Source organism: Enterococcus sp. RTP21361st1_A6_RTP21361_211029 (genome assembly GCF_040910045.1).
GTDB lineage: Bacteria > Bacillota > Bacilli > Lactobacillales > Enterococcaceae > Enterococcus_D > Enterococcus_D gallinarum.
Map to the genome: position 1 here is coordinate 1 of NZ_JBDGBK010000073.1, position 16553 is coordinate 16553.

11 protein-coding genes are annotated in these 16553 nt (G+C 36.6%); 3 read left to right on the forward strand and 8 right to left on the reverse strand.

Features of this window, described 5'->3' with window-relative positions:
* Positions 1–45: 45 nt before the first annotated feature.
* On the forward strand, positions 46–1611 hold the full coding sequence (gene guaA / locus AB5Z52_RS12210; RefSeq protein WP_137264871.1) for a glutamine-hydrolyzing GMP synthase: 1566 nt from the start codon (positions 46–48) through the stop codon (positions 1609–1611).
* 359 nt (positions 1612–1970) lie between these two features.
* Here guaA and AB5Z52_RS12215 read toward each other — a convergent pair whose 3' ends face one another.
* The 8 genes from AB5Z52_RS12215 to AB5Z52_RS12250 form a co-directional block, all read right to left on the reverse strand.
* Positions 1971–2903 (reverse strand): hypothetical protein, encoded by a 933-nt coding sequence (locus tag AB5Z52_RS12215; RefSeq protein ID WP_002288609.1) that lies wholly within the window; start codon positions 2901–2903, stop codon positions 1971–1973.
* Between the two features lie 39 nt (positions 2904–2942).
* Positions 2943–4604 carry a protein O-GlcNAcase gene (locus AB5Z52_RS12220; protein WP_368243787.1) on the reverse strand — a complete coding sequence of 554 codons (1662 nt, stop codon included), beginning with the start codon at positions 4602–4604 and terminating at the stop codon, positions 2943–2945.
* The gene (locus tag AB5Z52_RS12225; RefSeq protein WP_137264866.1) at positions 4601–7582 is read right to left on the reverse strand and encodes a glycoside hydrolase family 2 TIM barrel-domain containing protein; all 2982 of its coding nucleotides are present in this window, start codon (positions 7580–7582) and stop codon (positions 4601–4603) included. Before AB5Z52_RS12225 ends, AB5Z52_RS12220 begins: the two co-directional genes overlap by 4 nt.
* A gap of 127 nt (positions 7583–7709) precedes the next feature.
* On the reverse strand, positions 7710–9623 hold the full coding sequence (locus tag AB5Z52_RS12230; protein ID WP_002304880.1) for a beta-N-acetylhexosaminidase: 1914 nt from the start codon (positions 9621–9623) through the stop codon (positions 7710–7712).
* Between the two features lie 29 nt (positions 9624–9652).
* Positions 9653–10264, reverse strand: a complete 612-nt coding sequence (locus tag AB5Z52_RS12235; RefSeq protein ID WP_137264867.1) for a DUF624 domain-containing protein — start codon at positions 10262–10264, stop codon at positions 9653–9655.
* Positions 10265–10314: 50 nt separating this feature from the next.
* The gene (locus tag AB5Z52_RS12240) at positions 10315–11787 is read right to left on the reverse strand and encodes an extracellular solute-binding protein (RefSeq protein WP_137264868.1); all 1473 of its coding nucleotides are present in this window, start codon (positions 11785–11787) and stop codon (positions 10315–10317) included.
* Positions 11788–11810: 23 nt separating this feature from the next.
* Positions 11811–12722: a carbohydrate ABC transporter permease gene (locus AB5Z52_RS12245; RefSeq protein WP_002289655.1), complete on the reverse strand. Its 912-nt coding sequence runs from the start codon at positions 12720–12722 to the stop codon at positions 11811–11813.
* Between the two features lie 11 nt (positions 12723–12733).
* Entirely contained in the window at positions 12734–13672 is a 939-nt protein-coding gene (locus tag AB5Z52_RS12250; protein ID WP_002289657.1) for a sugar ABC transporter permease, read from the reverse strand.
* Between the two features lie 228 nt (positions 13673–13900).
* On the opposite strand from AB5Z52_RS12250, the gene AB5Z52_RS12255 reads away from it, so the two are divergent.
* Together AB5Z52_RS12255 and AB5Z52_RS12260 are read left to right on the forward strand one after the other, a co-directional pair.
* On the forward strand, positions 13901–15475 hold the full coding sequence (locus AB5Z52_RS12255) for a sensor histidine kinase (protein ID WP_137264869.1): 1575 nt from the start codon (positions 13901–13903) through the stop codon (positions 15473–15475).
* The gene (locus tag AB5Z52_RS12260; protein ID WP_137264870.1) at positions 15453–16181 is read left to right on the forward strand and encodes a helix-turn-helix domain-containing protein; all 729 of its coding nucleotides are present in this window, start codon (positions 15453–15455) and stop codon (positions 16179–16181) included. The genes AB5Z52_RS12255 and AB5Z52_RS12260 overlap by 23 nt, the downstream gene beginning before the upstream one ends.
* Positions 16182–16553 lie beyond the last annotated feature (372 nt).

The following is a 16553-nucleotide window of genomic DNA, read 5'->3' on the forward strand; positions in this document are numbered from 1 at the left end:
CGGCGCACAGAACGCGCCGCATATCGGACTAAGTTTTATTCAAATTTGTCTTCACCAACACGATTTGACGAAGAGCCAAAAATTATCGTACTTGATTACGGTAGTCAGTATAACCAACTGATCACTCGCCGTATTCATGAGTTCGGTGTTTTCTCAGAGTTGATGAGCCACCGCATTACCGCAGAAGAAGTAAAGGCAATGAACCCTAAAGGAATCATCCTTTCTGGCGGACCAAACAGTGTTTATGATGAGAAGGCCTTTGGTATTGATGAAAAGATTTTTGATTTGGGGATCCCAGTTTTAGGAATCTGTTACGGTATGCAGTTGATTACTTATAAATTAGGCGGAAAAGTTGAACCAGCCAAAAACCGTGAATACGGAAAAGCAGAATTGGAAATCACTTCTGCAGAAGCGGCCCTTTTCCAAAACACTCCTGAAAAACAAACCGTTTGGATGAGTCATGGTGACCTAGTTACCCAAGCACCGACTGATTTCGATGTCGTTGCTACCAGCAAAGATTGCCCCATCGCATCGATCCAAAATGCAGAACGCAAAATGTACGGAATCCAATTCCATGCAGAAGTTCGCCATTCCGAATATGGAAATGACTTGTTGCGCCATTTTACACTAGATGTCTGCCAATGTACTGGTGACTGGACAATGGATAACTTCATCGACATGGAGATCGCAAAAATTCGTGAACAAGTCGGTGACAAAAAAGTTTTATTAGGCCTTTCAGGCGGAGTAGATTCCTCTGTTGTTGGTGTTCTTTTACAAAAAGCGATCGGCGATCAATTAACATGTATCTTCGTTGATCACGTATTGTTGCGTAAAGGTGAAGCAGAACAAGTTATGGAAAGTCTTGGCGGAAAATTCGGCTTGAACATTATAAAAGTCGATGCCAAAGAACGTTTCTTATCAAAACTTGCTGGCGTGTCTGATCCAGAAGAAAAACGTAAAATCATTGGAAATGAATTTGTATATGTCTTCGATGATGAAGCAACCAAACTTGCCGGTGAAGAAGGCGTTTCTTTCCTTGCACAAGGAACCCTTTATACCGATGTGATCGAATCAGGAACTGAAACTGCCCAAACCATCAAATCACATCACAATGTAGGTGGATTACCTGAAGACATGCAATTCAAGCTGATCGAGCCATTGAACACATTGTTCAAAGACGAAGTACGTGAATTAGGTACCCAATTAGGCATGCCTGACAGCATCGTTTGGCGCCAACCATTCCCTGGACCAGGCTTAGGTATTCGTGTCCTTGGTGAATTGACAGAAGAAAAATTAGAAATCGTCCGTGAATCAGACGCTATCTTGCGCGAAGAAATCGCCAATGCCGGTTTAGATCGCGACATCTGGCAATACTTCACCGTCCTACCAGGCATTCGCTCTGTTGGGGTTATGGGAGACGGCCGTACGTATGACTACACTGTAGGTATCCGTGCTGTCACTTCTATTGACGGCATGACCGCTGACTTTGCCCGTATCCCTTGGGAAGTCTTGCAAAAAATCAGTGTCCGTATCGTAAATGAAGTCGCACACGTTAACCGTATCGTGTATGATATTACCAGCAAACCACCTGCAACAGTGGAGTGGGAATAAGACGTAAATATAATATGGATGGGAAATGCCGATAAATCAACGTTTTTCAACTTTTGAAATGCTTGATTTTCATTAAAAATGATATGGTTCCCTACCATTTTTCCTACCAAAAAAGGGCACTACAGACATAAGTCCTTGAACAAGCGAAATATCCGAACAATAAGAGAATTGCTCCTACGGTCCAGTTGGTCCTCGTTGCAAAACGATAGTTTTTCTGCTATCCTAGTCTCTTGTTCGGATATTTTTTGTCTATTTTCACTTCTGTCACAGTCCCTTTTTTTAAAATGACAGAAGTTAGCTGATATCTCAAGTATGTTCCCACTTAAATAATCAATTTAACCATTTTTTATTTAATTTTGTTAGCGATTGATCGAGCGGCTAACGCAGTTGATGGTATGTCGCATTCCTCTAATTGCAACCGAGGTTTCGAAAATATTTTCTGCTGGTGCCAATCCCCCGTATCCAGCATCTCCAATATGTTGTAAATCAACACCACAACTTTTATTCATAATGGCTAATTGCCGCAATGTTTCTGGTCGGGCACTTTCCTGACTAGTACCGATTGCAGACATCGTTAACAAATCATATTTTTTTGCCAACCGAACCGCTTCAATTAGGTCTTGCTCTAAAAAGCCTGGGATAGACCCTACTGAAGGAACTAGTAAAATATCTGCGCCTGCTTCCGCATAAGAAATAATCGCCTCTTTATTCACAACTGGCTCTTCTGAGCCGGCGCTATGCATTTTCCCAGCAATAATCAATCCCGAAAAATACTTTTTTGCCATTTTTACGGATTTAGTAATTTCTAAATTGGTTACTCCAGTGCCTGGATTACCGGTAAAGCAAATAAAATCGACTCCTAGTTCTTCTGCTTTTTGTATCGTTTCAACAGAGCTTGCTCTTCCTTGGCTGATTTCTACTTTCTCACTCATCATATTTGTTTTAGGGGCAATGGGTTCTAAATTAATTCCCACAGGACGACCGACTAGTTCTTTTAATTTAGGAATCGGGTTTTCAATCGTTTGCTGTAGATCAAAAACCTTCTCAATCGTCACATTTGGTAGTCCAAAAACTGCAGGACGATAACAATCGAAACCATTTAAAAGAATCAAATCTGCACCAAATGCTGACGCAACTTCTGCATTCGTAATTTCTCCAGATTGTGGAAGAGTATTAGCAACCGTTTCACAAACAATCACCCGTCCTTCACTCGCTTTGATGGATTGCTTCAACTCTTTTGACGTCATTTTCTTGACATCACTGTAGTTTGCACTAATTAATCTCTTGACCATTTTGTTCTCCTTTTTCTTGCTTTTTATTTTTTAAGATATCTAACTTTTGATAATTTGCTCTAAATGGGCAGTTACTAAATCACGTCCTATGCGGTGTGTTTTTTTCTTAGCCAACCATTCTTCTGCTTCTTTTGGATCTTTTTTTAATTGCCATTCTTGCCAGAAAGTCCAACTTTCTGTGATTGCTTGTAACCAAGGCTCCAATTCTGTTCTCAATCTAGATGTATGTTGTTCTTGCTGGATCCATTTTACTGCTTGGACTAAAGCAGCCATTTCTTTTGTGACCCATTCTGGGTCTTTGGCTAGCAGTAATTCTTCATCTGAAAGCAGACTGCTTGTGTAATGATTTGGAAAAGCATTGGTTAAGGTAAGATAAGCTGGTTGTAGTTTACTTCCAACTACTTTTTCAACGACTGACGTCCAAGTTTCCAAAGGATCAAAACGCTCACAGTTCCATAAGTAATTAGCCATACTATTGATCGTAAACTTTGAAGCTTCTAATTGAGCCATTGGATTCGAAACTACTCCTGTAACCTGGTATCTCTCCTTAGAAAGATTCGGTGTTCGATTCTCATATGGACTCATGAACAATAGTTCTTTATCCTCTAAATAATCATTTACCGGAATATTATCCCAAATCAGCATCGGCCGTTGATAGACAGAAGCCATTTCCTGCAGCTCTTCTGTAGAAATTGACGCCGCTAACGTGCTTGGGCCAGTCCAAAAGAACGGTAATTGTTCTGGTATTTCTTGACTTAACGTTGCTAAATAGCGAGAACCATGACGATTATCATATTCTGTAGGACAAATGACTAATTCATGATTGGACAACCGAGTGCTAAGATATTCCTCTACTCGATTCACTAAATAGGCATGAGCGAATGCTGGCTCTCGAAAACGGCGTTTAGCAGCACCTTTTAATTGATAGTCAATATCATCCATTAATAGACCAAATTGAAATACGCCAAGCTCAATCAGTTGTTCTAACTTTTTCAGAAGAACTTGAATGTCTTCTTCACACGTAATATCAATATCATTTCCAGGACTAATTAAGTACCAAAAATCGATATTGCTAGCCTGAGCAGAAGATAAAAGCTCCTTAAATTTGTCTAATTCTTGCGCATCGTAGAGTTCACGCCATTTTTTACGTAATAATTCATCATCTTTAGGGGCATACATAAAAGTATTCAATTGGTTATCTTTCATATATGAAAAAAGAGAGAGGCGCATTTCATGTGTCCAGGGGATACCATAAAACCCTTCAATGATTCCTCGAATTTTCACTGATGGTTCATGTTTCAGAATCAATTCCGGTAATAATAATTGATCTCCTACCGAAAAAAAACTCTCTAATAAGGCTTCCATAGCATATTGAAACCCTCGAAGGTTTGCTGATTCAATCGTAAGTTGATTGTCATTAGTAACCTTTAAATAAAATCCGTCATTTTTCAAATGCTGGTTATAAAGGTGTGTTATACATAAATCGTATGTTTCTTTTGGATCATTTATGAGCTGTACAGGACATGATTGGAAATTCGTTACCGGTTTCCAGACTTCTTCTAACTGTTCGAAACGATAAAATAATCCATTAAAACGAACATTCAGCTTATTTTTTGACCATTTTAAGCAATGGTTTCGATAAACAACTTCTTGATAACGAGATAATTTTTTTTTGACTTGATTGATCTTTGTTTCTTTCATCTATTTTCTCCTTTGAAAGTAATCACTATATTCCAGTCAAAAGTATCTTCCATAAAACGGAAACGATCTTCTAAATAAGGACCGCAACTGTGTGAGCCGATACCATTTTGTTTATAACTTAAATTGAACCAAGTTCTATTTTCTTTTATTAATTCATAATGGTGTGACTTTTCGGTTAATTGAGCTTGACTATAAGGCAGAGCAGAAAAATTAGAGTTTCCATAAACCGTCATGGTAGATCCTTGATGATTTTTGATTGATACCCAATCACATTGCCAGCGGTTACCATATTCTTGTGGTTTGATATATGGCTGATCAAATTCCTCAATCTCCATCTCATAAATACCAAACATCGCAGCATAGTGCTTATCAGGATAACTTTCATACGGCCCATAGCCACAATAAGAAACCTTCGAAAAAGTATCATTCAACGGCCAGTCCATCCCAAAGCGAGGGAAATCTGGAAAAATCGGATTTTTCTCCACTGATACTTTTTGGTTGATTACGCCTGCACCATTTATTTTCAACTGTATGTGCATTGTAAAAATTGGCTGTAATCCTGGAATAACTCCTCGATAAGACGTTTCGATCAGGAGATGATCATCTACGAATTTCCAGTCTTTTTTTCTGATTTCTAAAGACATTTCAGCATATCCAGCTGCTTTCCATTTGTTTACTAAGTTACGATCATTATCCGTTGGTGCACGCCAAATTGAAAATTGAGTAGGACGTTCCAAAAGTTCCTTTTGATTGATCTTTACAGAAGTGAACGCAGCTTTTGCTAATTGATATATATAAATAAAGGATTCTCCTTTGATTATCAGCTCTGTGCCTTTTACTGAAATTTGTGGTGCATCATTATGATGAGCAGTTCTTGGCAATCTCATTTTTTCTTTTTTAAGAAAGAGCTGTTGCTGTCCATAAAGCTCATCATTTTTATAAACAGATAGCGAAACAGCAACCGTATGAGCACCATGAATCGTTGTAGGTACTGTGATGGGCAATGAACAACTTTTGCCAGGCTCAAGTATGAAAGGATTCATTACTTCATAAACTGTTTTTTTTCCATCTATATACCATTCAAGAGAAAGGTTAAATGCTGAACCGGCTGTAAAAGCAGTTATATTGCTCAAGGTTACTTCTTGCAGCTCCTCATCTACAGCAATCAGTTGAATAGGCGAATGAATATTACGGTACTCCAATGCACCTACTGTTAATTGCCGATCTGGGGTCAATAAACCATCTACGCAAAAATTGCCGTCGTGATATTTTTCACCAAAATCACCACCGTATAAATAAGATGGCGTTTCTAAAGTTCCTCTATTGATTGCATGATCAGTCCACTCCCAGACACAACCGCCAAGAAAGGAATCATACTGTTGAATCAAATCGAAGTACGTTTTAAGATCTCCAGGACCGTTGCCCATAGCGTGGCTATATTCACACATAAAAAAAGGTTTTTCAGTATCACTTCTTTGACAATGACGATGAACATCTTCCAGTGGGGGATACATTTGACTAATAACATCCAAGTTACTAAAATCATTCACTTGGTCAATAACTGGTTCAATCGAGCGTTCATTATGAATCAACCGTGAATCATCCAATTTCCGTGCTAAAGCTTGAGCTTTTTCAAAATTTACTCCATAACCAGATTCATTCCCCATAGACCACATAATGATAGAGCTTCGATTTTGATAAGGAAGAATAGAACGGATCACTCGGTCCATAATCGGCTTTTCGAATGTCGGATCATTAGCAATTAGTTGATAATTCGCTTCAGTATCATATAGATTAACCACACCATGACACTCCAAATCTGCTTCATTGATTACATACAGACCAATCTCATCCGCCAATTCATAAAAATCTGGTGATTTAGGGTAATGTGCCGTTCGTACAGTATTCACATTTAATTTTTTCATTAATAACAAATCTGCACGTAACTGCTCTCGGGTCATCACTGGCGTGCCTTGCTGATCCACGTCATGATAGTTGACTCCATATAATTTAATAGGTGTTCCGTTCAGCAATAACTTACGATTCTTGATCGTCAGTGCTCGAAAGCCAACTTTTTCTTTAAAATATTCACCATTACATGTTAAAAGTAATGTATATAATTTAGGCGTTTCTGCTGTCCAAAAAAGGCAATCTTCAACATCCAAATTTATTTGTTGTTCCGAGTAACACTCCCCTTTCGCTATGAGACGTCCATCAGGATGGAATAATTCGTAAGAAATAGGTAACGATACTTCAATAGGAGTAAATCGTTGAAAAGAAACCATTAATGTTGCGTTTCCTTTTTTAGGATCAGTCAACGTCCGTAGTTGATAACTTGTCAGATGCATAGTTGGTCGTTGAAGAAGATACACTGGACGAAATAGACCGCTCATTCGCCACTTATCCTGATCTTCAAAGTAGGTACCATCACACCACTTCATCACTAGAATTTGAATTTCATTAACCCCAACCTGTAAATACTTGGTCACATCAAATTCAGATGTACTATGACTCACTTGGTCATAGCCTACAAAGTTTCTATTTATCCAAACAAAACAATTACTATCTGCTCCTTCTAGATTTAAGTAAAAGCGTGCATCTGTTTGCTCAATTTGAAACTGACGCCGATATACACCACAAGGGGTATCATTAGGTACATAAGGCGGATCAAAAGGAATTGGATAAGATACATTGATATACTGAGGTAAGTCAAATCCCTCTGTTTGCCAAACTCCAGGAACAGAAATTCTATCATAGCTTTCAGTAAAGGCCTCTTGAAAAAAATTTTCCGGTAACTGTTGGACAGAAGGATAATACTGAAAATCCCATGTACCATTGAGATCGATAAACTGGCTCGTTTTTTCCCTTTCTAACTCTTGTTTTGCTTCTTCTTTACTTGCATAAGGAATATAATAATTACGTAATGGTTCTGTATTGACACTTATAACTGACAGATTTTGATAATAGTCCGATAACATATTTTCTCACTTCCTACTTTTTTTCTCTTCTTAATAAAAGAGTTAGTGGTAAGCTACTTATGAATAGAAAACGAACCACTTTCCCATTAGATGAGCAAGTGGTCCGTTCAACGGGAAGATTCCTTCGTTAATTGTAGCCTGACACCGAGCTTTGCCGATAATTAAAGCCAGAAATTTCAAGCGGCACTTGATATTGACAAAACGGTAATCGTTCTTCCAAAAGCTCCTCTAGGGCATCTTGCCCCTGAAGATGATTTTTAATACGACGCGCAACGGTTTTCAGACGATGAGCTAATGCAGCATATCGTTGTTCTAATACTTCCCAACCATAGGTTTTGTATGTTTGATACCAAATTATTTCATGAATAGATGCCAATTCATTTACTCGATTGGCTAGTGCTTCACACCGATTCGCTAATTCCATTAATCCTGCAAGGTCTTCTACCAGACAGCAGTGTTGTAAATAGATGCCTAGTTCTGCCTTTTGTGCTAAAATTTCAGCTAAAAGTATATATCGTTGACGAATAGTTGTTAAAATTGGTTGTTTTGGATTCCAATTTTTATTCATATCTAATTTCTGAGCTAACTCATGATAATAAGTACCAATTGTTCTAGTGGCAATTTTGTTATGAGCGGCTACATGAAAGTCATATATACCAACTAACGGATCTTGCCAAAGTAGCAGTTTACTCACGGAAGCCATTTGTAAGTTGTTATTTGTAATGGTATCCACTTCATCGAAATATCGTAATTCGGACATTAATTGATAACTACCTGTTCCTAATAAACGATCGTAGATTTCCTCAAAATCATTCCACTCTTCTTCAGAATAGACATAATCTGCTAATTTTAATGCCCCAATTAAGGAATGCCAATGCTCTGTTTCCTGCCCTTCATCTCCCCAAGTAGTTAACATCACAGAACGTACACCTTTATTTTTAGAAGCTTTTACAGCTGCAGAAACAATTGCTTCTGTTTTCCCATGATTCGGGGCTAGTCTCCCCCAGATATGGGCACCACTAGCTAAAACGTAATGATCAATGTCACAAAATTTCAAATGGTTATCAATTACTTTCTCATAGGAGGAAACTTCATCTGAACCATAGTCCCAATGAACATAGGTTAATCCTGCTGGTAATCCTTTAGCTGCTAATGCTTTGAGTTTAAAATCAGGATTGTAATACCTATCTTTACCGGTTTCATCTAATAGCTTATAAATGAAATCACTCCAAATCATTGGTTTCATCTTATATTTATCAACAATTGATAACACACGGTCCATATGTTGAATCATTAAAGTTGTCCGATCACAATACCCATACAGGCTTAAATATCGTCCCAGACCTGCTTGATAGGCTTCATCCATTCCCAAATGAATACGCTCTGTCTGATACATTTCTTTGCAGGCAATAATCATCTTTTCGATTGCCGCATAAACCTTTTCTTCACCGATCAGTAGAGTATTTTGATCATCCATCAGTTCTTGTTGAGCATACCACTTCAAAAATTGGGTCAAGTGAGCAAGGGTCTGGATCGATGGAACTACTTCTATGCCAAAACCAGAAGCAAATTCAACAATTTCATTCACTTCTTCTTTTGTATACGCTCCGCGAAGGTAACCAAAATATGGAAGGTCTTCTACTTCATAGGTATCTTCTGTGTAAATATACAATGTGTTGTACCCCATCAACGCTAAGTAAGAAATGAATTTTTTTAGAGTCTCTTTATTCATCACGCCATTACGAGAAGCATCTAATGAATAACTGGTCTCAATGATCGAGGTTTCTTCAATGTATGGCATCTCTCCTCCTTGAGCTAAAAAACGTGGAAGGCAGATAAACAATCCTCGATACAGCAAGTCTTCATGTGAATAAGACAAGCAGATTCGTTGCTGCTCATTTTTAGTAATCTTGATTTGTCGCACATTAGCCTTTGTGTCAGTAAAAATCAAGTCTATTTGTTCTTCATCTTTTTGTGTCAATGGAATCTCAAGTTGCTGGATAAAGGCTATATTAGCTACTTGTTTATCAGTTAACTTCATAGAAAGAAATACTCCTTTTTGTGAAAAAATTAGTGCGATTGTATCTGACAAGGCAACTTTGCTAACGCTCTTTCAGTTAATTTACTAATCAATATTACCGTTACAGCTGTTCCGCCAAACAGAAAAATCACAGGCAAAATCATCAATATTTGGAAATAAATTCCAAGCACCAAGCCTTGCATGACTACCGTTGGCAACATCGTTGCTGTGAAAAGCAAATAGTCAATCAGTCGGTCTCCCATCATCCACAACCCAAGACTTTTGATCACGACCCAATTCAACATTGCAAAGACTAGGAACAGTGTAATTACCGATAATAATGTACTTAATAAATAAAACAATGGTGCGCTTTGCTGCCAACAAAGCCAGATCGTAGTAATATTGCCGGCCAACAACAAAGTTGCTGACCAGCAATATAGATTATATCTAACAAAATTTTTCTTATAGATTTTACTCATGAACTTCACAGACTCTTGCAAGCCATATTTTTTTCGATTCACAACGCCAGCAATCAAAGCTATCGTAGCAGGGAAAAAACCTAAAATTCCAAATCCTAAACAAATTAGTATAAAATAAGTAAAGTTTAGTAACAACAATTGAAAAACCCAATTAAATCCTTTGGTCCATTTGTTTTCGTTCATTTGAATCCCCCCACTAACTGCTTAGTCTATTCTTTTCATTTAGTAAAAAATTATTTGTTAGATTTTCGCCATTCATCGTATTGTTCTTGAGCAGATGCCTGAATTTTATCCAATCCAGCTTTTTCTAGTTTTTCTAACAACTCTGGTACATATTGTTCAGGGTCAACTGTTCCCGAGCTTAAAAGTACTTCATATTGTGACACGATATTTTGTACACTTGCAATTTCTGTTCGAAAATCAGAAGCGTCAAAAGAGAAACCTAAAATAGGAGACATCGGTGCTTCATTTTGAAACTTTTTACTTTCTTCTCCTAGTTTTTTACTTTCTTCTGTAATCGGTGAAGTTTTTGAAACTAGATAAGTATTTACCAATGCCCAAGCGCCTTGATAATAATCATCAGAGTTTGTTAAAGTAATCGAACCATCTTCATTGCGATCATAGTGTTTTCCTTCAATTCCATAAACCATTAAATCCGCTACTTCTTGATTGGTATTCACATAATTCAACAATTTCAAGGCTGCTTCCGGATGTTTACTTGAAGCAGATACCGCATGCATTGCCACTCTTGCAAATCCAGTCGTTTTAAAAGCTTTTCCAGCTGGTTTTAAAATTAATCCATGTCCCGCTAGAGCTTCTAAATTTTTTTGTGCTAATGGTTGATAACCACTTGAGTTACGACCTAAAAACCAGTTTTTACTATCAATTCGAAATGGATCTGTCGTAACAGTGGCTGCATCTTTCAAAATATATCCTTTTTTATAAAACTCATGCATAGCCTTCAAATAAGTCATCATTTCTGGAGTCTCATAAGTATTAACAACTGTTTGTGTATCGCCTTCAAATGCAACCGCTAGCGGTACACCACCACCGATAATATTGTCATAAGGAATACAGACACTGGTACGGGTCATACCGATTGGCGTAATATTCGTATCAGTATTTTTTTCTGCAAACTTTTCTAATACTGGAGCCAATGTTTCTACACCTTCAACATTCTCTACATCCAATTGGTATTGATCTACCAAATCTTTATTAAAGGTCCAATATTCCGTTGTGGCAATATCGTTATTGACTGGCAATCCATAAGTTTCGCCATTAATTGCCCCACCTTCAATAAATCCTTCATTCAATTCAGCTGCATAATCTTTCAACTCTTTATCCAAATGATCGTTGAGACTAATGAAAGCACCTTTGTTCCCATAATTCACATAATCTGTGCCATTGACGAAACAAATATCATATTCTTCTCCTGAATTGATCATCACACCAAGCTTTTGCTGATAATCCCCGTCCGGAATCAGCCGCATATCCAACTCTACATTGATTTCTTCCTTTAATTTTTCGTTGACTTTTGTCATGACCTCATCAAAATCTTTGGGTTCTTCTCCAACCTGATACCAAGTAACTTTTGTGGTTCCTGTTTCATTATTTGCTTCGCCATTACTGCTACCACAAGCACCTAATAGGCCAAGGGTTAGTACAGAAGCACCACCAATCAAATATTTCTGCATGTTCTTTTTCATCTTTTAACATCTCCTATTCTTTTTTATTCTTTCACTCCACCGATCGTCAATCCTTGAACAAAGTATTTTTGGAAGAACGGATAAACAATTGCAATCGGTAAAGTAGCTACTACGACCATTGCCATTCGTGTTGATTCTTGAGGAAGGCTATTTTGAATTGCTTGTTGCTGCGCTAATGTAATGTCATTATTATTTGCTAAGAATTCCATTGAATTTTGAATCTTCATTAACAAATATTGCAATGGAATCAATTTGTTGGTGTCAATATACAGCAATGCGTTGAACCAGTCATTCCAATAACCTAAGCTTGAAAATAAACCTATTGTTGCAACCCCTGGGATCGCTAAAGGCAAAACGATTTGGAAAAAAACTCGAAACTCACTACAGCCATCCATTTTAGCGGATTCGATAATCGATTCTGGAATCGACTTCTTAAAGAATGTCCTTAAAATAATGACATTGTATGGGCTAAAAGCAAGAGGTAGAATCAAAGCCCAAATTGTATTTTTTAAGCCAAGCATCTTCGTCATCACTAAGTAAGAAGGAACCATCCCTCCCGCAAATAACATGGTAAAAAAAAGATAAAAAGTAAAGAACTTCCGGTAAGGGAAAGAGGCTCTTGATAAAACATAAGCATAGGTTCCCGTCATAAAAACAGTAATCAACGTTCCAATCACTGTAATCATAATTGTAACGCCTAATGACCGAAGTAACTGTCCGCCATCTTGTATTAAGTATTGATATGCATCAGTGCTCCATTGAGCCGGCAATAATTCGTAACCGTTGAGTTGTAATGCTTTTTCATCTGTTAATGAAATGACGATTACGAAAATAAAGGGAAAAATACAGCTAAGAGTAAATAAGATTAGTAATATTGTGAAAAACCGTTCGACTGGCAGCGAAAAGTACATCTGCCGTTTTAATTTTGATATCATTTTGATTCCTCCTAAAATAGTGCTGAACTAGGATCTAACTTGTTGACTATCTTATTAGTAATCAAAATCAAGACAAAGCCAACTGCTGACTGATATAATCCCGCTGCCGTAGACATTCCGATATCTCCGCTATTCATTAATCCACGGTAGACATAAGTATCTAATACATTCGTCACATCATAAAGAGCCCCCGAATTTCTTGGCAATTGATAAAACAATCCAAAATCAGCTCGAAAAATACTACCAACAGACAAAATCAACATAATGACAATAATCGATCTTAAATGTGGCAAGACTACATTCCTTATCTGTTGCCATTTACTGGCACCATCAACTAAAGCAGCTTCATAATAACTAGTATCGATCCCCATAATTGACGCGTAATAAATGATGGATCCATAGCCTACGCCTTTCCATAAACTCGTAAAAACAATAATAAAAGGCCAGTACTTCGGTTCACTATACCAATTTATGGGTTCCACACCAAAATTGCTTAGTAAAATATTAATTAATCCTTTATCCGTACTCAAAAATGCGTAAACAAAGTAACTGATGACTACCCATGATAAAAAATTAGGAAAAATCATAAATGTCTGCATCTTTTTCAATAACCGTTTGTTCGCCATTTGGCTCAGAATGATTGCTAATGACACTGTACAAAAAGTACTTAGCAAAATACCTACAACGTTATAAACAACCGTATTGCGAGTAATGATCCAAGCATCTTGCGAAGCAAAGAGATATTTGAAATTTTCCCAGCCAACCCAAGGACTGTTGAACAAACTTGTAAAGAATCCCCTTGATGAAATTCTGAAATCTTTAAAAGCGATTACAACTCCAAACATTGGTATATAGCAAAATATAAATAACCATAACGCACCTGGTAAAAGCATAATAAACAATGCTCGGTTTTTTTTTAGATTTCCTAATAACCCTTTCTTTAGCTTCATTTTGTCTCTCCTCTCTCAGCGTTTCCTTGATTATACCCACTTGGTTAATCGCTTACATTAATTTTTTATACATTATTTTTAGTTTATTAAACCTCTACAATAGAATAGTTTTTAAACGGAAACTGTATTCACAATCATAAGTAGCCCTGTTTGCAAAGCGTTTACATCACTTGTAATATGTGCTATATTGATTCATAAAATTAGAGATTATCAAAATGAGGACTTTGAATGAAAAACGATTTATCAAAAGTTATTATGCGTTTTACATACATATTGATTTTTTTTATTACTTTACTTGCCTGTTTCACATTGTTCTTTTCCTATATCAATGTGATTGAAAAAGAAAAAAATCAAAACCTGCAAAACATTCAGCAAATCACCCACTATATGGAAACATATAATCGTATTCTCTCCGGTATCGTGACAGAGATCTATCAAAATTATGATTTCCAAGAAAACCTTAATGACTACTACCTCTCATCACCTGCTGAATACATGGAAGATATTTTGTCAAAGGATCGCTCCCCTACCTATTTAGTAGATAACTTAAAAAAACTTGTGCAAGATGATGAAGTTAAAAATATATCTATCTCATTAGATTACGAAAAATACTTAAGTGCCTACGCACCTACAAAAAACGAAAAAATTTCTTTTATTCGTTCATTAAGTTTCATTAGTGAGGACATGCCCGATGCTACATTGATTCTAGACGTTTCGATCAACGCGCTAAAAAAGAGTCTCTTTCTAACACATTACAATTATTCTTTGTCTAATGGTATTGATTCCGTCAATTTATCTGAAGACATCTCGCCTTCTAAATGGAAAAAAACGCAACAGATAGCTATCGGTAACCACACATTACAAGTATATGAAAATCCAAATTATTCGTCACAAACCTTATTAGGTCTGGCAATCATGATTTTCTTATTAATGAGTTTGTTTATTCTTGCTATTCATCAATTATTAAATAGAAGTTTTCGTAACTATATCCAGCAGTATCAGGAAATCATTACTTCCTTAAATCATTCATCTACAGGAGACTACAAGTCAATCAATATCGAAAACAAAGTCGGTGATTTGAAAGAAATCGCTATGCATATCAATCAGTTTTATTTAGATAATGCTACATATCAAAAAACACTTTATGAAAATAATTGGTTGAAGCAAGAAGCAAAGTATGCAGCACTTCAATATCAAATCGAGCCTCATTTTCTATTTAATAATTTGGAATTTATTCGAATGACTGCCATATTGAATGATGACGAAGAAATCAGCGACAGTATATATTTATTGAGCAAGTTGTATCGCAATAATACATATCAGCCCGACATAATTGATTTGAAAGAGGAATTAATTAATATCGACCTCTCCTTGCAACTACATCAACGTCGTTATCGACATAACTTTGACTATCAGCTGATTGATCATATTGATCAATTAATGTTACCAAAACTTTCTTTACAGCCATTTGTTGAAAATTATATTAAACACGGCTTCGATTCATCAAAAAAGGAAAATCGTTTGACTGTCTATGCAACTGAAACAACCAACCATTATGTGTTAAAAATCGTTGAAAATGGGAAAGGAATGGACCAAGACAAGCTGGAGCATATTCAACAAAAACTTAATGATGATATTCCTTATAGTGAGAATATCGGCATCTCAAATTCTTTTCGACGTATAAAGCATCTCTATCCTGGAGATACACGTTTTGTTATAGAAAGCCAACTACACGTCGGAACAACGATTACTATCAAAATACAAAAAGGAGGGAATATGCATGTTGAGAATTGCAATTGTTGACGATGATTGTACAATTGTAGAAGGCATAAGGCATTATCTTTTGAAGAAAGTCCCCGACATCATTATCGATCACTGCTACACAGACGGAGACGAAGCATTTAAAAACCTGCAAAACCAGCGCTTTGATTTACTTATCACAGATATTACGATGGGGAAAATTTCTGGACTCGAATTAATCGAATCTTTGCAACAAACATCCAATCGCTACTTTACTAGTATTGTCATTAGTGCCCACCAAAATTTTCAGTATGCAAAAAAGGGGATTGATTTATCTATTAAAAGTTACATAACGAAACCCATTGATTTTCCTTATTTAGTTAAGTTAGTACAAGAAGAAAAAATGCGTAAATCAGCAGCTAATCAAAACTCTCTAACTGATGATTCTTTTAATGAGTCAATTCAACAAGTGATTGATTACGTTCAAAACAATTATAGTGAAAAGCTTACGCTCAAAGATGTAGCTACACAATTCCATTACCATCCCGCTTATTTAGGACGGGCCTTCAAAAAAGAAACAGGTTATTCCTTTCATGATTACTTGCTAGACTTTCGAATCAAAAGAGCAAGTGCTCTACTGAAAGACACATTCTTATCTATTGATGAAATTAGTCAAAAAGTAGGAATAGATCACGTGAGCTATTTTTCTGTTCTCTTCAAAAAAATTACTGGACACAGCCCCAGTAATTACCGTAAAAAGCTTCTATAATTTCTCAGACGTGTTCATCTTCTAGTTATACTTATACAACAAGGAGCCATTGAAAAGTGGTGATTTTTGGCTATTAACCATTTAATGATGGTAGAGAAAAATACATTAGAATATTTAATCAGATCCAGTTGAGCATAACGCATAGGATTTTCCTTATGTCTTCAACCCCCGCTGAGGTTGAGGAATATGGAAAAAACTACTATGCAAGTCGAGTGCAAAAATGGCGCTGAACTATTTAACTGAAATGAAAAAGGCTATTTTAGAAGATAGAATAGATGGATGTAGTTATTTAAATAGGCTCTTCGTCAAATCGTGTTGGTGAAGACAAATTTGAATAAAACTTAGTCCGATATGCGGCGCGTTCTGTGCGCC